General features: G+C 71.5%; 15 protein-coding genes and 1 pseudogene. 8 read left to right on the top strand and 8 right to left on the bottom strand.

The features are described from left to right. The first annotated feature begins 11 nt into the window (after positions 1 to 11). Positions 12 to 689 (top strand): FadR/GntR family transcriptional regulator, encoded by a 678-nt coding sequence (locus tag ACH34R_RS18890; RefSeq protein ID WP_397562747.1) that lies wholly within the window; start codon positions 12 to 14, stop codon positions 687 to 689. Between the two features lie 146 nt (positions 690 to 835). Here ACH34R_RS18890 and dnaN read toward each other — a convergent pair whose 3' ends face one another. The 4 genes from dnaN to ACH34R_RS18910 all read right to left on the bottom strand — a co-directional run bounded on the left by dnaN (position 836) and on the right by ACH34R_RS18910 (position 5,798). Then, complete coding sequence (dnaN, locus tag ACH34R_RS18895; protein ID WP_397562748.1) at positions 836 to 1,933, bottom strand: DNA polymerase III subunit beta; 1,098 nt, start codon at positions 1,931 to 1,933, stop codon at positions 836 to 838. Between the two features lie 99 nt (positions 1,934 to 2,032). Then, positions 2,033 to 2,683: a response regulator gene (locus tag ACH34R_RS18900; RefSeq protein ID WP_397562749.1), complete on the bottom strand. Its 651-nt coding sequence runs from the start codon at positions 2,681 to 2,683 to the stop codon at positions 2,033 to 2,035. After that, positions 2,680 to 4,251, bottom strand: a complete 1,572-nt coding sequence (locus ACH34R_RS18905; RefSeq protein WP_397562750.1) for a sensor histidine kinase — start codon at positions 4,249 to 4,251, stop codon at positions 2,680 to 2,682. Before ACH34R_RS18905 ends, ACH34R_RS18900 begins: the two co-directional genes overlap by 4 nt. After that, positions 4,248 to 5,798, bottom strand: a complete 1,551-nt coding sequence (locus ACH34R_RS18910) for a sensor histidine kinase (RefSeq protein WP_397562752.1) — start codon at positions 5,796 to 5,798, stop codon at positions 4,248 to 4,250. Before ACH34R_RS18910 ends, ACH34R_RS18905 begins: the two co-directional genes overlap by 4 nt. Before the next feature lie 152 nt (positions 5,799 to 5,950). On the opposite strand from ACH34R_RS18910, the gene ACH34R_RS18915 reads away from it, so the two are divergent. From ACH34R_RS18915 to ACH34R_RS18925, 3 genes are read left to right on the top strand one after another with little or no spacing between them, the layout of a single operon-like run. Next, positions 5,951 to 6,889 carry an ABC transporter ATP-binding protein gene (locus tag ACH34R_RS18915; protein WP_397562753.1) on the top strand — a complete coding sequence of 313 codons (939 nt, stop codon included), beginning with the start codon at positions 5,951 to 5,953 and terminating at the stop codon, positions 6,887 to 6,889. Between the two features lie 11 nt (positions 6,890 to 6,900). Next, positions 6,901 to 7,632, top strand: coding sequence for an ABC transporter permease (locus tag ACH34R_RS18920; RefSeq protein WP_397562754.1), 732 nt, complete (start codon positions 6,901 to 6,903; stop codon positions 7,630 to 7,632). Positions 7,633 to 7,666: 34 nt separating this feature from the next. Further along, positions 7,667 to 8,434 (top strand): metallophosphoesterase, encoded by a 768-nt coding sequence (locus ACH34R_RS18925; protein WP_397562755.1) that lies wholly within the window; start codon positions 7,667 to 7,669, stop codon positions 8,432 to 8,434. On the opposite strand, the pseudogene trpS reads toward ACH34R_RS18925, so the two are convergent. The 4 genes and pseudogenes from trpS to dnaB form a co-directional block, all read right to left on the bottom strand. Then, positions 8,406 to 9,416, bottom strand: a pseudogene (gene trpS, locus ACH34R_RS18930) (tryptophan--tRNA ligase); the annotation flags it as partial. The gene ACH34R_RS18925 and the pseudogene trpS overlap by 29 nt on opposite strands. A gap of 182 nt (positions 9,417 to 9,598) precedes the next feature. Next, entirely contained in the window at positions 9,599 to 10,663 is a 1,065-nt protein-coding gene (locus ACH34R_RS18935) for a fatty acid desaturase family protein (RefSeq protein WP_397562757.1), read from the bottom strand. A 176-nt stretch (positions 10,664 to 10,839) separates the two neighbouring features. Continuing rightward, a complete protein-coding gene (locus ACH34R_RS18940; RefSeq protein WP_397562758.1) occupies positions 10,840 to 11,427 on the bottom strand; it encodes a dienelactone hydrolase family protein in 588 nt (195 codons plus the stop codon). Positions 11,428 to 11,467: 40 nt separating this feature from the next. Further along, positions 11,468 to 14,464 carry a replicative DNA helicase gene (gene dnaB / locus ACH34R_RS18945; protein ID WP_397562760.1) on the bottom strand — a complete coding sequence of 999 codons (2,997 nt, stop codon included), beginning with the start codon at positions 14,462 to 14,464 and terminating at the stop codon, positions 11,468 to 11,470. A gap of 312 nt (positions 14,465 to 14,776) precedes the next feature. On the opposite strand from dnaB, the gene ACH34R_RS18950 reads away from it, so the two are divergent. The 4 genes from ACH34R_RS18950 to ACH34R_RS18965 all read left to right on the top strand — a co-directional run bounded on the left by ACH34R_RS18950 (position 14,777) and on the right by ACH34R_RS18965 (position 19,344). Then, entirely contained in the window at positions 14,777 to 16,126 is a 1,350-nt protein-coding gene (locus ACH34R_RS18950; RefSeq protein ID WP_397562761.1) for an MATE family efflux transporter, read from the top strand. Positions 16,127 to 16,465: 339 nt separating this feature from the next. Continuing rightward, positions 16,466 to 17,995 carry an amino acid permease gene (locus ACH34R_RS18955; protein WP_397562763.1) on the top strand — a complete coding sequence of 510 codons (1,530 nt, stop codon included), beginning with the start codon at positions 16,466 to 16,468 and terminating at the stop codon, positions 17,993 to 17,995. 187 nt (positions 17,996 to 18,182) lie between these two features. Next, entirely contained in the window at positions 18,183 to 19,085 is a 903-nt protein-coding gene (locus ACH34R_RS18960) for an amidohydrolase family protein (protein ID WP_397562924.1), read from the top strand. A 94-nt stretch (positions 19,086 to 19,179) separates the two neighbouring features. After that, a complete protein-coding gene (locus ACH34R_RS18965) occupies positions 19,180 to 19,344 on the top strand; it encodes an ATP-binding cassette domain-containing protein (protein ID WP_397562764.1) in 165 nt (54 codons plus the stop codon). Positions 19,345 to 19,349 lie beyond the last annotated feature (5 nt).

Consider the following 19,349-nt stretch of genomic DNA (forward strand, 5'->3'; position numbering starts at 1 on the left):
GAGGCGGGACTGTGAGTCTGCGTACGGCACAGCGGGCTTCCCTGGTGGACCAGGTGATCGACCAGCTCAAGGAGCAGATCGTCACCGGTTCCTGGGCGTTGCACGCCAAGATTCCCACCGAGACCGCGCTCGCCGAGCAACTCGGCGTCGGTCGTAACACCGTGCGTGAAGCCGTGCGTGCGCTCACCCACGCGGGCCTGCTCGACTGCCGTCAGGGCGACGGCACCTACGTGCGCGCCACCAGCGAGCTTTCCGGCGCCATGCTGCGCCGGCTGCGCCAGGCCGAGCAACTGGAGATCCTGGAGGTCCGCCGCGCGCTGGAGATCGAGGCGGCCCGGCTGGCCGCGACCCGGCGCACCGAGGGCGACATCCTGCTGATCGAGGAGGCCCTGGCGGTCCGCGAGCGGGCCTGGGAGAACGGCGAGCCCACCGCGTTCGTGGAGTCGGACCTGGAGTTTCACATGGCGGTCGTCCGGGCCACCCACAACCAGGTGCTGCTCGACCTGTACGAGGACTTCACGGCCGCGCTGCGGGCCAGCATCACCGCCGCGGGCACCTCTCCCAACAGCTCCTACATCCCGCACGACGCCATCGCCAGGGCCATCGCGGCCGGTGACGCCGCCGCCGCAGAGCGCGCCGGGCACGCCTGCATGGAACACATCCTGATCGCCCTCACCGACGGAGAGTAGGGACGCCGGGCAGCCGTCCCAGCGGCCCGCCTGGCGGTTAAACACCACTCATTTCACGTCAGTCACGAATGACTAACTCATTCACTCGGCAAGTAAACCGATCTTTATTTCGCGCGTCGGAGCCTTCATCGAATGCCATTCGGTAATCACCCGAGGCGCAGCGACATTACCAGGTAACGGAAGTCAGGGTCGGCGTCACCGGGCACACCGGAGATGAGGGCGGGTCGCGTTGCGGACTCCATGTTGAGCCGCACCAGCTCGCCCTCCACCCCGCCGAGCCCGTCGAGCAGCCAGTGCGACTGGAAGGCGATCTCCAGATCGTCGCCGGTCAGGTGGCATTCGACCGCCTCGGCCCCGCGGCCGATGTCACCCGCGCCGGCCTGGATCAGCACGCGGCCCTGGGAGAAGGAGAGCCGGACGGCGGTGTTACGCTCCGCGACCAGCGCGACCCGCTTGATCGCCTCGATGAACGGCGCGACTCGCAGATCGGCGCGCACGGACCACGCGCCGGCCAGCCGCGAGCGGTAGTCGATGAACTGCTCGTCCAGCAGCCGGACCGTGGTGGCCCGCCCCACGCTCTCGAACCCGGCCACCCCGTCGCCCAGCGCGAACGCGACCTCGCCGCCGCGCAGCGACCTGGCCACATCGACCAGCACCCGGGCCGGGACCATGGCCGCCGCGGCGAAGCCGGGCCGCTCCGGCCGCCAGTCGTATTCACGGGCGGCGATCCGGTAGCGGTCGGTCGCGGCCATCGTGACCTTGTCGTCGGCGAAGTCGAAGCGGATGCCGGTCAGCATCGGCAGCGTCTCGTCCCGGCTGGCCGCCGGGGCCACCTGGGCGATCGCCGCCGCGAACACGCCGCCGCCCACCGCGCCCACCCGCTCGGGCATCGGCGGCAGTGCCGGGAAGTCTTCGACCGGCATGGTGAGCAGCGCGAACTCGGCGCTGCCGCAGGTCAGCACCGCCTCGACGCCGGACGTGGCGACCTCGACCGGCTCGTCGGGCAGGCTCTTGCTGATCTCGGCCAGGATCTTGCCGGGGATCAGCACCCGCCCGGGCTCGGCGACCTCGGCCTCGACCGAGCACCGCGCCGAGACCTCGTAGTCGAACGCCGACAGCACCAGCTCCTCGCCGGCCTCCAGCAGGATGCCGGTGAGCACGGGCACCACCGGCCGGGCGGGCAGCACCCGGGCGGTCCACGCCACGGCCTCGGCCAGGACATCGCGGTTCACCCGGAACTTCACCTTGGTCCACCTTTCGCCCCGCCAGAACTTCCTCTGGACACCCCCTGAAAGGTAACCCCTTCCCCCGACAGAAGGCAGGAGTCAACGGCGGAACCCAGGTCAGGGCTGGGCGTTGAGGTAGGCCAGCACGGCGAGGACCCTGCGGTTGTCGTCGTCGGAGGGCGCGAGGTCGAACTTGGCGAAGATGCTCGCCGTGTGCTTGCCGACCGCGCTCTCGCTCAGGAACAGCCGCTGGGCGATGGCCGCGTTGGAGCGTCCCTCGGCCATCAGCGCGAGGACCTCCCGCTCGCGCGGGGTGAGCCGGCCCAGCGGGGCGCTGCGCGCGTTGCTGGCCAGCAGCTTGGCGATGACCTCGGGGTCCATCGCGGTACCGCCGCCCGCCACGCGGCGCAGCGCGTCCACGAACTGCGCGGCGTCGAACACCCGGTCCTTCAGCAGATATCCCACCGAACCGGACCCGTCGGCCAGCAGTTCGCGGGCGTAGAGCTGCTCGACGTGCTGGGACAGGACGAGCACCGGCAGCCCGGGGACGCGGCGGCGGGCCTCCAGAGCGGCCTGTAGTCCCTCGTCGGTGAACGTCGGCGGCAGGCGTACGTCCACGATGGCCACGTCGGGAGGGTCGCCGGTGAGGGCCTTCAGCAGCTCGGGGCCGGTCTCGACGGCGGCCACGACGTCCAGGCCGTGCGCGCGGAGCAGGTGCACCAGCCCTTCCCGCAGCAGGTACAGGTCTTCGGCAATGGCGACTCTCACTCGACGAACTCCGCCTGCGGTGTCATCGGCCGCCTGGCCGCTCTGACGTTCTGGACATTCAGCACCATACCTACAGCGAACAGCCCGATCCCCACCAGAACCATGGTGATCATGACCTGCCACTCCCGCCCGGCCAGTCCCAGCCAGCCGATCCACACGACGTCCGGCCCGTACGCCAGCGCGTACACCATGGACACCACCCCCAGCGGGAACAGCGGCAGCGAGAACACCGACAGGCACACCTGGGCCAGCCAGCGCCGCCACCGGGGCGGCCCGCCCGGGTCCACCGGCGCGGCCGGCCCCGGCTCCCCCGGCCCGGCCGGAACGCTCACCGTGGCCGTCGTCGGGCCGCCCCGCGGGCTGTCCAGCGCGAGCGTGCCGTCGAAGGCCGCGATCCGCCGCCGGATGCCGCGCAGGCCGCTGCCCTTGGCCGGGTCGGCCCCGCCGCGCCCGTCGTCGGTGACGGCCACGGTCAGCCCGGCGTCGTCGTGGCTCAGCGCGACGGTGGCGCGGGCCGCCCCGCTGTGCCGGGCCGCGTTGGTCAGCAGTTCGCTGACCGCGAAGTAGACCGCGGACTCGATCGGGGCCGGTACGCCTTCCGGCAGGTCGCCGTCGAGCCGCACGTCGAGCGGGCTGTCCACGGCCAGCGCGCGCAGCGCCCCGGGCAGGCCGCGTTCGGCCAGCACGGGCGGCCGGATGCCGCGTACCAGCCGGCGCAGCTCGGCCAGCGTCGCCGCCGACGCCTCGCGGGCCTTGGCGATCAGCGCCTCGGCGGCGGCCGGGTCGGAGTCCAGCAGGTGATCGGCCGCGCCCAGCGTCATGCCGATGGCGACCAGCCGGGCCTGCGCCCCGTCGTGCAGGTCGCGCTCGATCCCGCGCAGTTGCGCGGCCTGGGAGTCGACCGTCTCGGTACGGGACTCGGCCAGGTGCCGCACCCGGCGCGCCAGGCGGGACCGCTCGGTGGGCCCCAGCAGCACGCGCAGCCACAGGCCGTGCAGCCGCAGCACCCAGGGGGCGGCCAGCACGCCGAGCGCGACCGGCCCGGCGACCGCGAGGAGGGCCAGGGGCGAGGCGCCGAGCCCGTACGCCAGCACCGGCCCGCACCCCGCCAGCCCGTACGGCAGCAGCGCGAGCAGCGCCCCGCCGAACGCGTAGGACACCACCCAGGCCATGTCCCGCCAGGTCGCCGGGTCGCGCAGCAGCCAGTTCATCCACCGGTTGAAGTCGGGGACCCTGGGGGTGCGGTAGAGGTTGCGCCCGTCGCGGTACCAGCCGTCCGGCTGGCGTACGGCGGGCGGCGGCTTCGGCAGGTACGGCGGCGCGATCTCCACGCCCGACCAGTCGCGGGCGAGCCTGCGGGCCAGCGCGGCCCACACCCGGGTGAGCCGGACGGCCGGCAGGAGCAGGAAGGCCAGCAGCCCGGTGGCGGTCGCCAGCAGCATCACCAGGAGCAGGGCCGCCACCAGTACGTGCACGACGCCCACCGCGCCCAGCCCGAGGCAGCGGGCCAGCGCGAGCGGGTAGTCACGGGGCCGCCATAGCACCCGGGAGACGCGCCGCACGCTCACCGCCTCCGATACGTGTAGGGCGGGGCGCACGAGTCGATGCCGTACTCACGCGAGTGCAGCAGCGGAAGCGCCGTGGCCATGCCGTACAGGAACGTGCCAAGCATGATCATCAGCCCGATGAACGGCCACTGCATCGGCTCGGGCAGGTAAAGGGCCAGGAACCAGCTACGGTTCTCCGGATTGACGATCTTGTTGACGCCCGCCACGAACCCCTGCGGGAACAGCGGCAGCCACCCCAGCGACCAGCCCAGGACCACCGGAATGCTCTTGCTGAGCGGCATCTTCGGATGCGTGCCCTCGGTGGTGTGGGCGAGCGCCTGCGGCAGCTCGATGGTGATCATGGGTGGGCCCACGCCCTCCCGGCCCACCGCGACCACGCCGTCGAAGACGCCGACCCGCCGTTCGATCCCGGCCAGCACGGCGGGCGCGGGCGCGCCCACCCCGGTCAGCGTGATCCGCAGCGCCATGCCGCGCGGGCTGACGTCGATCTCCACGCGTTCGGCGCGCTCGTCCCGCGCCGCCTCGGCCAGCAGCTCGCTGACCGCGAAGTAGGCCGCGGCCTCGACCGGGGCGGTGGGCCGCACCTGGAGGTCCACCACGACGTCCACGTTGAGCGGGCTGTCCAGGGCCAGGGCGCGCACGGCGTCGCCGAGGCCGCGTTCGGCCAGGACCGGCGGATGGATGCCGCGTACCAGGCCGCGGATCTCGGCCAGCGCCGCCGCCGACTCCGACCGCGCCTGCCCGAGCAGCGTGCGGGCCGCCCCGGGATCGGCCCTGACCAGGTCGTGCGCTGCCCCGAGGGTCATGCCCACCGCGACCAGCCTGGCCTGCGCCCCGTCGTGCAGTTCGCGTTCGATCCTGCGCAGCTCGGCGTTTTGGGCGTCGAGCGCGTCGCTGCGGCTCCTGGCCAGCCGGCCCATGTCCCGGGCGATCCGGGCGCGCGGGGTGGAACCGAGCAGCCAGGAGCACCACACCGCGTGCGTGCGCAGCAGTACCGGCGCGAGCATGAAGGCGCCCAGCGTCATCACCAGCCCGGCCGGTACGGCGAACACCGCCGGCCAGGGCACCGGCGTGACCCACGGCACGGCCACCGCCAGGCCGTACCCGGCCAGCGACAGCGGCAGCAGGCCCACGACCGCCGCGACCACGCTGTCGGAGGCGATCCACAGCATGTCCCGCCAGGTCGCCGGGTCGCCGAGCAGCCACTTGTAGCGCTGGTTGAAGGCGGGCACCCGCGGGGTCTTGTAGAGCACCCGGTCCGAGCGGTACCACCCCTCGGCGTCGGGCACCGGCGGCGGGGGCGGCGGCTCGTACGGCTCGGGGATCTCGACCCCGGACCACGCCAGCGCCCTGCGCCGGGCCAGGGCCGTGATCCGCCGGTGGGTCCGCACCAGCGGGGCGAAGATGAAGGCCATGCCCTGGCCCACCGCGAGCACCAGGGCGACGATCGTCCCCACGCTCATCAGGGCCTGGAGGACCGCGCCGGCCAGCAGGAGCGTGGTCCGCGCGAACGCGCGAGCGTGTCTCGCCACCACTCCCGCCACCACGCCGCCTCCTTCATCGGGGTCCTTATAGTTTCGGTTACGACCGCTTGGCGCGCTATTGGCCCCAGGCCCCGGAGCACGGTGTACCTAGCCACACCCCCGGTCGGCGTCCAGCCCGATTCCGCCGCGCCGCCCGTGTTCCTAGCGTCGTCGGTATGGCGATCATCGATGTCAGCGACCTGCGAAAGTCCTACGGGGGGCGGGCGGTCGTGGACGGCGTCTCCTTCTCCGTCGAGGAGGGCGAGATCTTCGGCGTCCTCGGGCCCAACGGCGCGGGCAAGACCACCACGGTCGAGTGCCTGGCCGGGCTGCGCACCCCCGACGGGGGCCACATCCGCGTGGCCGGGCTGGATCCCCGCAGCGACAAGACCGCGCTCAAGCAGCGCCTCGGCGTGCAGTTGCAGAGCGCGGTACTGCCCGACAAGCTCAAGGTCGGCGAGGCGCTCGACCTTTACGCGTCCTTCTACGACCACCCCGCCGACTGGGTCTCCCTGATGGACCGGGTGGGCCTCGGCGGCAAGCGGAACACGCCGTTCGCCAAGCTGTCCGGCGGCCAGAAGCAGCGCCTGTCCATCGCCCTGGCGCTGGTCGGCGACCCGCGCGTGGCCGTACTCGACGAGCTGACCACCGGCCTGGACCCGCAGGCGCGGCGGGACACCTGGGAGCTGATCGAGGAGGTTCGGGCGTCCGGGGTGACGATCGTGCTGGTCACGCACTTCATGGAGGAGGCCGAACGGCTGTGCGACCGGCTCGCCGTGATCGACTCCGGCCGGGTCGTCACCGTGGACACGCCCGCCGGGCTGGTCGCCAGGGTCGGCGAGGGCCAGCGGATCACGTTCCGGATCGCGGACGGCGACGACGGCGGCGCGGTGGAGACCGCGCTCAAGGAACTGCCGGAGGTGACCGGGGTGACCCGGTCGGGCAACCGGTTCGCGGTCTCGGGGGCCGATTCGCAGGACGGTTCGGCGAGTCTGGTACTCGCGGTCGGCACCACGCTCGCCGCGCGCCGGGTCGCCCCGCTGGACCTGCGAATCGACCGCGCCACGCTGGACGACGCCTTCCTCGCCCTGACCGGCAAGCCGATCGACTCCTGAAGGGACCCGCCATGCGCAAGATCCTTGCCGTAGAGACCAGACTGCTGCTCCGCGAGCCGGCGGGGCTGATCTTCGCGATTCTGCTGCCGATCGGCCTGCTGCTGATCTTGGGCAGCCTGCCGACCTTCCGCACGCCCGACCCGAAGCTGGGCGGCATGCGGATCATCGACAACCACTTCCCGGCGATGATGACCGCGCTCGCCGTGGTGACGCTCGCGTTCGTGTTCGTGCCGGGCGCGCTGGCGCTCTACCGGGAGAAGGGCATCCTGCGCCGGATGTCCACCACCCCGGTCCATCCGGGGAAACTGCTGGCGGCGCAACTGGTGCTCAACGGGGCGACGGCGGTCGTCGCCGTGCTGCTGATGATCGTGGCGGGCAGGCTCGTCCACGACGTGCCGATCCCGAAGAACGTCGCCGGGTTCGCGCTCTCGTTCGTGCTCGGCGTCGCCTCGCTGTTCGCCATCGGGCTGATCATCGCGGCGGTGGTCGGGGCGAAGGCGGCGCCGGCGGTCGGCAACGTGCTGATGTTCCCGCTGCTGTTCGTCAGCGGCATGTGGATGCCCAGGGAGGTGATGCCGGAGGCGCTGCAGCGGATCGGCGACTTCCTGCCGGTGGCCCCGTTCGGGCAGGCGCTGCGGGACACCTGGGCGGGCGGCTCGCCGCAGGTGCTGAACCTGGTCGTGATGGCGGTGACGCTGCTGGTGGCGGGCGTGGTGGCGGTGCGGATCTTCCGGTGGGAGTGACCTCGGGGCGGGCGGGCTCAATAGGCTGTGGGGCATGCTCACCCTGGCTCACATCAGCGACACCCATATCGGCGGCTCCGAACACAGCGTGCGACGGACTGAGGCGGTGGTGCGACATCTCGCCGAACTACCCGAGCCCATCGACGCCGTGGTCGCGACCGGCGACATCGCCGACCACGGCGCCGCCGACGAGTACGAGACCGCCCGTGAGCTGCTGGCGCGGCTGCCGTACCCGACGATCGTGTGCCCGGGCAACCACGACTCGCGCGCCGAGTTCCGCAAGGTGCTGCTCGGCGCGAGCGACGGCCCGGGCGACGGCGGGGACGCCCCGGTGAACCAGGTGCTGCACCTGCCGGAGGCGACCATCGCGCTGTGCGACTCCACCATCCCCGGGCGTCCCGAGGGCTACCTGGACGACGCCACGCTGAGCTGGCTGGACGGCGTGCTGGAGTCCGCCGACCGGCCCGTGTTCGTGGGGATGCACCACCAGCCGGTGCCGCTCGGCATCCCGTACGTGGACGAGATCATGCTCCGCGAGCCGGAACGGCTCGCCCAGGTGCTACTGCGGCGCAGCCGCACGGTGGCGGCGCTGCTGATCGGCCACGCGCACACGGCGGCCAGCGCCAACTTCGCCGGGCTGCCGGTACGCGTGGCCGCGGGCGTCAGCTCGACGCTCATGCTGCCCGCCGAGAACACCCAGCGCGTGGCGATCGACTACGACCAGCCGCCCGGGTTGTCCTTCCACCTGTTCGAGCCGGACGGCGGCTGGCTCGTCACGCACTCACGGGTCGTCGCGGCGTAGCCGTGAACGCCGCGTAGACCGCGTCCAGGCCCATCGCCGCACGCACCTCCCTGACGGTCCGCACGACCACCTCACGAGTGCGCTCGGTGCCCTCCACGATGAGCCGTTCGACCAGGCCCGGTTCGCTCTCGAACCGGGCGCGGCGCTCCCGCATCGGGTCCAGGAACGCGTTGATCGCGTCGGCGAGTTCGGTCTTGACCTCCACGTCGCCGACGCGGCCCGTCCGGTAGCGCTCTTTGAGGTCGGCGACCTCGGCGGTGTCGCGGTTGAACGCGTCGTGGTAGACGAACACCGGGTTGCCCTCCACGGTGCCCGGGATGTCGGCCCTGACGCGTTTGGGGTCGGTGTACATCCCGCGGACCTTGCGGCGCACCTCGTCCGGCGAGTCGGACAGGTAGATCGCGTTGCCGAGGCTCTTGCTCATCTTGGCCTGCCCGTCGGTGCCGACCAGGGACGAGACGTCGGCCGAGATCAGCTCGGGCACCGGGAACGTCTCGCCGTACAGGTGGTTGAACCGGCGGGCGATCTCCCTGGCGATCTCGACGTGCGCGGCGTTGTCCTTGCCGACCGGTACGGCGTGCGCCTTCACGCACAGGATGTCGGCCGCCTGGAGCACCGGATAGCCGAGCAGGCCGTAGGGCATCTCCTCCTTGCCCGCGTCCCTGGCCATCTCCTTCAGGCTCGGGACGCGCTCCAGCCTGGGCACCGTGACGAGGTTCTGGAACAGCGTGTTCAGCTCCATGACCTCCGGGATCGCCGACTGGAGGTAGAAGACCGCGAGGTCCGGCTCCAGGCCGGCGGCCAGGGAGTCCAGGACCATGTCCCGCGCGTTGCCCGCCGATCTCGCGATGTCCTCGCGGGTGTTCTTGGTGGTGAGCATGTGCAGGTCGGCGATGATGAAGTAGCTCTGGTAGGAGTGCTGGAGCGCGCGGCGGTTGGCGATGCTGCCGACGTAGTGGCCCAGGTGCAGCCGCCCGGTCGGCCGGTCGCCGGTCGCCGGTGAGCATCCTGGGTGGCGCGGTGGTGGTCATTCGGCTTCTCCTCGATGTTTCGCGGCCTACGGAACGGCCCCGAAAACGAGGAGGGCCGCCCGGAGGACGGCCCGATTTCGTGCGCACATCAGGTGACCGCCCTAAGACGGCCACCACCAGCTCGATGTGCGGATCATGCGGTCGACTTTACCCGACCGGCGGCCCTGATCGGCTCACCGACCTCGTGCATGTGCCGCAGCGCCTTGGCGTAGGACCGGATCAGCCCGCACTCCTGGTAGTCGATGCCGAGTTCGGCGCAGTAGTCGCGGACGATCGGCTGCGCCCTGCGCAGGTTGGGCGACGGCATGCCGGGGAACAGATGGTGCTCGATCTGGTAGTTGAGCCCGCCGAGCGCGATGTCGACGAACCGGCCTCCGGTGACGTTGCGGGAGGTGAGCACCTGGCGGCGGAGGAAGTCCAGCCGCTCCTCGCCGCGCAGTGTGGGCATCCCCTTGTGGTTGGGCGCGAACGTGCAGCCCAGGTAGACCCCGAACACCGCCTGGTGCACGACCAGGAAGACCAGCGCCTGCGGCAGCGGCAGCGCCAGCAGCACCGCGCCGACCCCCAGCACCACGTGCCCGATCAGCAGGGCGGCCTCGATCCCGCGCCGCTTCATGAAGGGCCGGGACAGCGCCCGGAAGCTGGACACGTGGAGGTTCAGGCCCTCCAGCGTGAGCAGCGGGAAGAACAGGAACGCCTGCCTGCGCCCGATGAACCTGGCCAGGCCGCCGCTGGCCTCCGCCTGCTCCTTGGACCAGAGCAGCACATCCGGCGAGACGTCGGGGTCGAGGTCCTCGTGGTTGGGGTTGGCGTGGTGCCGGTTGTGCTTGTCGTTCCACCAGCCGTAGCTCATGCCGATGAGCAGGTTGCCGACGATCAGGCCGGTCACCTCGGTCGCCCGCCGGGTCCGGAAGACCTGCTTGTGCGCGAGGTCGTGGGCCACCAGCGCGGTCTGCGCGAAGATCACCGCGAGCAGTACGGCCAGGCCGATGGCCAGCGGCCAGGACTCCCCGATGAGGAAGACCGCCGCCCAGCCGGCCGCGTACAGGAATCCGACGATGCCGAATCTGACGACGTAGTAGCCGGGGCGCCTGTCCAGCAGCCCGGCCTCCGCCATCCGGCGGGACAGCCGGGCGAAGTCACTACCTCGCCCGCTCACCGAGCGATCGGGGGGATCGACCATGGTTGAGCCGGTCACGGGTTCTCCTCACCTGTTCATGGACGATGACATAGCGAAACTTTGCCGGACATCGGCCCGCTATGCCGGTACCAGCGCCGGTACAAGTTTGGAAAGCTTGCGTTCAGGAGCGAAATCCCGTGCGCACCCCGGCTCACGGTGGTGCCTGCCTTACCGCCAACCAGGTCATCAGTGTGCTATAGCCGCTTGTCAGGCGATTCGCGACTAAGGACGTCAAGCACCCGCCGCCACATCAGCACCGCCGAGTCGGCGGAGTAGCCGGGCAGGTCGGGGTCGGCGAACAGGTGGGCATCGCCCGGGTAGACGAAGCGCTCGAAGCCCTCGCCGACGTCCGTGCGCAGTTCGGCGATCTCCTTCTCCTCCACGAACGGGTCGCCTTCGGTGTAGTGGACCTGGACCGGTACGCCCGAGGGCCACCCGCCGTCGGTCACCTCGCGGACCGGCACCCCGCTGTGGAAGAGCAGCGCGCCCCTGGCCATGGGATGGGTCGCGGCCAGGAACTGCGCGCCGAGCGCGCCCAGTGAGAAGCCCGCGAACACGACCGGGCGGACGACGCCTTCGCCGATCTCCTTCCAGCGCCGGAACAGCTCGGGATAGGTCACGGCGTCGCGCTTGCGCAGCCCGGCGTCCAGCTCGTCGAAGACCTCGCCGTCATAATAGTCAGGGGCGTGAATGATATGACCGGCATCGCGAAGAATGCCGGCCGCGACCTCCACTCCGCGCCGCAGGCCCAGCGCGGAGTGCAGGAGAACGATTTCGGCCATGCGAACGTGTGTACCATCCCCGTAGGCTGGGCGACCAGGGCTAATGCGGGGCCATGTCCACAAAACGACTGTAGTGCCCCTGGAAGGCGACCGTGACCGTCGCGGTGGGGCCGTTACGGTGCTTGGCCACGATCAGGTCGGCCTCGCCCGCGCGGGGCGACTCGCGTTCGTAGGCGTCTTCGCGGTGCAGCAGGATCACCATGTCGGCGTCCTGCTCGATGCTGTTGTGGACGGCGACGCCGTCGGCCACGAAGTTGTGGGTGCCGAGCACCGTGGCGTCGTAGACCTCCTGCTCGCCCAGCGGCTCGATGGCGGCCACCTCGTCCCAGAAGACGTCGTTGACCGCCACCACGTCGAGGTCGGCCGCGTCCAGGACGGTGGCGATCCCGCCCATGCCGCGGTCGTGCCGCAGGGCGCTGCCGACCCGCCGCCACACCTCGCCGGACACCTCGGCCTCGGTCTCCGCCGCGCGCAGCCTGCCGGCGACCTCGCCGCCGCCGAGGCCCAGCGCGTCGAGCAGGCGGAGCTGGTCGGCGGGGGCCTGGACGCTCAGCCGATGGCCGCCGGGCACCGCCTCGATGTGCGCGGGCACGTTGAACCGGAGCAGCAGCCGGGCGAGGTCGTCGATCACCCGGCGCTCCGCCGGGCCGTACGTGACGCGGCCCTCCGTGTCGTCCCACCAGATCTGCCCGCCGGTTGTCCACAGCCTGTGGACAAAGCTGGCGAGCCGGGATTTGGGCAGCGCGAACACGCCCTCATCCGGCTCGGTGATCTCGTCGATCGGCCCGTCCGCGCACCGCCGCGGGGCCGGGACGTGCCGGGGCACGGCCAGGCGGACGCCCGGTGCCAGCTCGCCGAGCGGACGCCAGCCGTCGTGGGTCAGGAACGGGTGGTTGGCCGTGGCCTCCACCTCCCGGCCCGACCGCAGCCGCAGCCGGTAGACCGGCTTGACCCCGCTCGGGAACACATGGGTCATCGTGCGCGGGACCAGCCGGAGGCGTTCGTCCAGCGACCAGACCGGGATGTCGCGCTCGCCGCGGGCGAGCAACTCGCCGAGCGAGACCTCGGCCCCGGTGTCGGCGCGCAGCACCCGCGTGGCGGCGGTCAGGCAGCCGGACTCACGCAGGTCGCTCACCTGGGGACGCTTGTCGGTGCGCTGCTCGGGACCACGGTTGAGCTGGGAGATCGCGATCACCGGCACCTCCAGCTCCTTGGCCAGCAGCTTGAGCGCACGGGAGATCTCCGAGACCTCCTGCTGGCGGCTTTCCACCTTCTTCGGCGAGCTCATCAGCTGGAGGTAGTCGACGATCACGAAGCGCAGGTCGTGGCGCTGCTTGAGCCGCCGGCACTTGGCGCGGATCTCCATCATCGACATGTTCGGGGAGTCGTCGATGAACAGTGGCGCCTCGGCGACCTCGCCCATCCGCTTGGCGAGCTTGGCCCAGTCCTCGTCGTTCATCGAGCCGGAACGCATGTTCTGGAGGCCGACCCGGGCCTCGGCGGACAGCAGGCGCATGGTGATCTCGTTGCGGGACATCTCCAGCGAGAAGACCACGGTGGTCATCTGGTGCCTGATCGCGGCGGACCTGGCGAAGTCGAGGCCGAGCGTGGAGTTGTGCGTCGGCACCCAGCCGGGGCCGGCCAGGTAGAGGTGGTCGGGGGCGTCGACCTGCACGCAGCGGACCGGCACCGGCGCGGTCGGGCGTACGGCCAGCACCCGGCGGACCGGCCGCTCCGGGAGACGCTGCCCGGCGAGCTTGCGGGTGAGCCGGAAGACCTTGCCGGCCGGGGTGAAGGCGACGATGTGCCGGTCGCCGTGGCGGGCCGGCGGGGCGGGGGCGTGGCCGAGGCTCAGGATCAGCTCCCCGACATCGCCGGCCAGGCCGGGCCCGGGGACGGCCAGACGCACCTCCCCGGTGGGGGTGACATCGCCACGCGCGTCCAGGAACCCGGCCAGGAGCTCTCTTCGCTGCTCCTCGTCGGCCCGCAGGTAGCCGGGCGGGACCCGGCCCGCCTCGGCCCGCGCGAGGCGGCTGCCGAGCTCGTAGGGCGGCTCTGGGAGGTCGCGGGCGGGAGCCTGGAAGGGGCGGGCCGCCGCGATGGCGGCGCCCGCCGCCAGCTCCGCCGTGGTCGTGATGGTCGTCCCGCCGGGGGACTCGATGGGCCACTGGTGCTCGGCGTCGGCCACCAGGACCGTGCCGTCGTCGAACTCGACCTCGTGGCACGGCCGGTCGCGCATGACCTCGGTCGCCGCGATGACCCTGACCGGGCGGCCGTCCGCGCCGATCAGGAGGTCGCCAGGGGACACCTCGCCCATGGTCGTCCATCCGGTGGGCGTGGGCAGCGGGGTGTCCAGGGCGAGCGCCTTGCCGATGGCCGGGCGGGCGGCGACCACGATCATCTGCCCCGGGTGCAGGCCGTTGGTCAGCGCGTCGAGGTCTTGGAACCCGGTCGGGACGCCGATCAACTGGCCGCCCCGGCTGCTGATCGCCTCGATCTCGTCGAGTGCGCCGGGCATGATGTCGGAAAGCGGCAGATAATCTTCGGAGGTGCGCCGCTCGGTGACCCGGTAGATCTCCGCCTGGGCCCGGTCGACCAGGTCGTCGACCTCTTCGTTCTGGCCGCCGTAGCCGTAGGAGACGATGCGCGTGCCCGCCTCGATGAGCCGGCGCAGGATGGCCTGCTCGCGCACGATCTTGGCGTAGTAGCCCGCGTTGGCGGCCGTGGGCACCACGGCGGTGAGGGTGTGGATGTACGCGCCGCCGCCGACCCGGCCCAGCTCGCCGCGCTTCTGCAGCTCGTCCATGATCATCACCGCGTCGGCCGGATCGCCCCGGCCGTACAGGTCGGTGATGACGTCGAAGACGATCTGGTGGGCGGGGCGGTAGAAGTCGTCGGCGCGGATCACCTCGATCACGTCGGCGATGGCGTCCTTGGACAGCAGCATGCCGCCGAGCACGGACTGCTCGGCCTCGATGTTGTGCGGCGGGGTGCGCTCGAACCCGGCCCCGAAAGCCGGCGATGACTCGGCCTCCACGACGCACCCCCTCAGTTGGAGCTGTCGGCCCACCCCCGTTTTAGTCGACCGGTGAGACAGTTTCGCCGCTGCGCCGGGGAGACGGCAACGCGGCCTGTGGACAACCCTGTGGTTAACGTGTGGCTAACGTGTGCACTTCTTCCCCAGAGGTGGGGACGCCCTGTGGACGAGCCTGGGGATAACTCATCCACAGGTTGCGGAAACGCCCGCCTAGCTGGGGAAACTTCATCCACCCCCTGTGGAGGAAAGAAAGTCGGCGCGACACGCGGGGGTCGCCCTAGATCATTCGACCGTAATGAACAATATTGAGCCATGCCCCTTACGCCCCCATCTGCCCACTCTTCTGGAGACTCCAGACGCCCCGGGAGAAGGCACGACCGGGAGATCTTCCGCCTCGCGCTGCCCGCCTTCGGCGCGCTGGTCGCCGAACCGCTGTTCCTCCTCGCCGACCACGCCATCGTGGGACGGCTCGGCACCACCGCGCTCGGCGCGCTCGGCGTGGCCGGCGCGGCGCTGACCACGCTGGTGAACCTGTGCGTGTTCCTCGCCTACGGCACCACGGCGGCGGTCGCCAGGCAGGCCGGGGCGGGCGATCTGCGGCGCGGCGTCAAGCTGGGCGTGGACGGGCTGTGGCTGGCCGCCGCGATCGGGCTCGTGGTGATCGCGGCGGCCTGGCCGCTCGCGCCGATGATCGTGGACCTGTTCGGGGCCTCCCCCGCGCTGGCCGCCGACGCGGTCACCTACCTGCGGATCAGCCTGTTCGGCACCCCGGCGATGCTGATCGTGCTGGCGGGCACCGGCGTGCTGCGCGGCCTGGCCGACACCGTCACGCCGCTCGTCGTGTCGATCGGCTCGTTCACGCTCAACGCGCTGCTCAACGTGTGGTTCGTGCTCGGGCTGGGGTTCGGCATCGCCGGGTCGGCGTGGGGGACGGTGCTGGCGCAGATCCTCGGCGCGGTCGTTTACGTCGCCGTCGTGGTACGGGGAGCGCGCGGGCACGGGGCGTCGCTGCGGCCGGATCTCGCGGGCATCAGGGCCGCGGGGACGGCGGGCGTCGCGCTGGTCATCCGCACCGCGAGCATGCGCGTGGCGCTGATCGCCGCGACCGTGGCGGCCACCCGGATGGGGGACGCCCAGATCGCCGCGCACGCCATCGCGAGCCAGGTCTGGACCCTGCTCGCCTTCGTCCTGGACGCCATCGCGATCGCCGGGCAGGCGATCACCGGCCGCTCCCTCGGGGCCGGGGACGTGCCCGCCACCAGGGCGGCCACCCGGCGGATGGTCTTCTGGGGCATCTGGTGCGGCGTGGCCTGCGGGGTGGCGGTGCTCGCGGCACGGCCGTTCGTGCCCGGGCTCTTCGACGCGGACCCGGCGGTGGCGGCGGCCCTGCTGGCCGCGCTGTGGCCGGTCGCGCTGCTCCAGCCGATCGCCGGGGTGGTGTTCGTCCTGGACGGCGTGCTGATCGGCGCGGGCGACCGGCGCTACCTGGCCTGGGCGAGCGTGTGGACGACGCTCGCGTACCTGCCCGCCGTGCTGCTCGTGGTCGTCGCGGGCGGCGGGCTCGCGGCGCTGTGGGCGGTGCTCGGCGTGTGGATGCTGGCCCGGCTCGTCACTCTCGGCAGTCGGGCGTACGGCACAGCGTGGCTGGTCACGGGCGCGTGATCGGCCAGTGTCCATGAATTGACGACGACGTGATGCCGATCCCCTTGTAGCGGGCGAACGGTTCAGGAGATGGTGGAGCATCCGGCCTATGGGGCAAGGCCGCCAAAACTCAACCAAACTCCACGAAACTTCCTGTCGAGGCAGCAGTCAGAGCCGCAGCGCCGGGTCGGGCCGTCGAGTGCGGACGAGTCGCCGTTGTACGTCGTGGTACGTCCCCCGATCCGCCCCGGCGGGCCGGGGAGGGAGGGACGGCCGTCCGGTCGTGTCGCCTGCCGGTATGCCACCGATCCGGTGGCGGGCTCGGCCGTGCCCGTGAAATTGGTTGAGGATGGTTCCACCGTGTCCCTAGACCGGCCCCTAGACCGCTCCACGTCGATCTTCCGTCGCCTCCCGGCGGATGAGGCATCGGGCCTACGAACCACCGCGCGCCACGAACTGGCCCGCGTCTACAAGAGCAGGGACCTGGTGGTCCTGGGCCTGGGCGTGATGATCGGCGCGGGCATATTCAGCATTGCCGGGCGGCAGGCGGCCACCGTGGCCGGGCCTGGGGTGATCCTCTCTTTCCTGATCGCCGGCATCGCCATGCTGCTCGCGGCCCTGTGCTACGCGGAGCTTTCGTCCACCCTCCCGGTGTCCGGCAGCGCCTACACCTACACCTTCGTGATCTTCGGGGAGGTGTGGGCATGGATCATCGGCTGGTCGCTGATCCTGGAGATGCAACTCGCCATCTCGGTCGTGGCGCGGGCGTGGTCCATCTACTTCGCCCAGACCCTCACCGACCTGGGCGTGACGTTCCCCGGCTGGCTCGCGGGGATGGTCGGCAAGCCGGAGGGCTTCGACCTCCCGATGCTGCTGATCATCTGCCTGCTGGCCCTGATCGTGTCCGCGGGGGCCAGGATCGGCCTGCGCGCGCTCTACATCATCGTCAGCGCCAAGCTGCTGGCCATCGGCGCGATCATCGTGGTGGGAGCGCTCCACTTCGACCAGGCCAACATCGACGGCAAGATCCCCGTGCCGCCCGGCCCGGCCGCGCAGAGCGCCGACCTGCTGCACACGACGATCATCGGCACGGCGTTCGGCGAACTGGGGTCGTTCGGCTGGTTCGGCATCTTCGCAGCCGCCCCGGCCATCGCCTTCGCCTACATCGGCTGGGACATCGTGGCCACCGCGGCGGAGGAGACCAACGACGCCGCCCGGTCCATCCCCACCGGCGTCATCCGCGGGCTGGTGCTGGCCACCGTGCTGTTCATCAGCGTCGCGGTGGTCATGGTGGGCATGGTCCCCTACGACCAGATCGACCAGGGGGCGCCGCTCGCCAACGCCTTCCGGCACGTCGGCGAGGGCACGATGGCGCACGTCGTCAACCTCGGCGCGGTACTCGGCCTCACGTCGGTGATCCTGGTGCTGCTCGTCGGGCTCACCCGGGTCGTGTTCTCGATGGCCAGGGACGGGCTGCTGCCGCGCGGCCTGGCCACGATCAACCGGCGCTACCGCTCGCCCTCGCGGCTGACGCTGATCATCGGCGCGGTCGCCATCGTGCTGGGCGAGACCGTACCGGTCCTCACCCTCGAACCGCTGGTGGTCATGGGGACGGTGTTCGCCTTCACGTTCGTGGCGGCGGGAGTGATCGTGATGCGCCGCTCGATGCCGGACCTGCCGCGCGGGTTCCGGGTGCCGTGGTCGCCGGTGGTGCCCGCGCTGGCCGTACTGGCCTCGGTCTGGCTGCTGATGAACCTCCAGGTGGTGACCTGGCTGTACTTCGCGGCCTGGATGGCGTTCGGGCTGATCGTCTACCTGCTCTACAGCCGCTCCAACAGCATCCTCGACCCTCGCTCGCGCCACTTCGGCCAGGGCCGCCACCGCCGTTGACCTGGTTACGCCCGCTCTGCGGGGTGCGTCCAGTCCTTGGGCGCACCCCGTTTCGCGTACGGGGCCGTTCGCCGTGGCAACCGGGCGACGAGGCGGAGTTCAAGCCTTGACCATCCAGGTTGGATCATGCAAACTCCATTCCGCTGGCGCACAACTGTTCGCCAGTCGAACAGAGGTATGAAGCGTGATGACTTCTCACCACACGCCCCGCGGCCGGCCCGTCGCCGCGCCGCCCGACCCCGATCCCACCCCGCCCGGCCTGCGGCTTCCGCCGCTGAGCTGCGACGCGCACTGTCACATATTCGGTCCGGGCGACCTCTTCCCCTACGCCGAGGACCGCGCCTACGACCCGCCGGACGTGTCCGAGGCCGACCTGCGGGCCCGGCACGATCTCCTCGGCCTGGAACGTGCCCTGATCGTGCAGTCGGCCGCGCACGGCACCGACCACGCCGCGCTGCTCGACGCGCTGCGCAACGGCGGCGGACGCTACCGGGGCGTGGCCCTGCTGACCCCGGACACCCCGCCCCACCAGGTGGCCGAACTGCACGAGGCGGGCGTGCGCGGGGTGCGCCTTCAGTTCCTGCCGCACCTCGGGGCCGCCCCGGCGCCCGAGGCGATCCGCGCGGTGGCCGGCCTGGTCCGCCCGTACGGCTGGCACGTCGCCTTCCACGTCGCGGGTGACGCGGTCATCGAGCTGGCCGACACGATCCGCGGCATCGGCCTGCCCGCCGTGATCGACCACATGGCCCGCGTCGATCTGCGCGCCGGGCTCGACGGCCCGCAGGTGACCGCGCTGCGGCACCTGCTCGGCTCGGGCGGGGTGTGGGTGAAGCTGAGCGCCCCGGAGCGGATCAGCCGTACCGGCCCGCCGTACGAGGACGCGATCGGGCTGGCCCGGCTGCTGGCCGCCGACGCGCCGGAGCGCGTCCTGTGGGGCACCGACTTCCCGCACCCCAACGTGCCGCGGATGCCCGACGACGGGCTGCTGGTGGACCTGATCGAGCGGATCGCGCCGGAGGAGAAGGCCCGCCGCCTGATGCTGGTGGACAACCCCGCCGCGCTGCTGGACTTCCCCGGGGAGGCGCGATGACGACCTCGCTCCCGGCCCGCGGGACGGTCTTCACCAGGGCCCCCGAACCGTCCGCCGAGCTGCGCGCGATCTGACCGTCGAACCCGGGGAGTTCGTGAGCATCGTCGGGCCCAGCGGCTGCGGCAAGAGCACGATCCTGAAGATGATCGCCGGGCTGCTGCGGCCCAGCGCGGGCAGCGTACGGGTCTGGGGCGAGGAGGTCACCGGCCCGCGCCGGGAGATCGGCATCGCGCTCCAGGACGCGACGCCGCTGCCCTAGCGGGA

This window comes from Spongiactinospora sp. 9N601 (assembly GCF_044326295.1).
GTDB classification, from domain to species: Bacteria; Actinomycetota; Actinomycetes; order Streptosporangiales; family Streptosporangiaceae; genus Spongiactinospora; species Spongiactinospora gelatinilytica.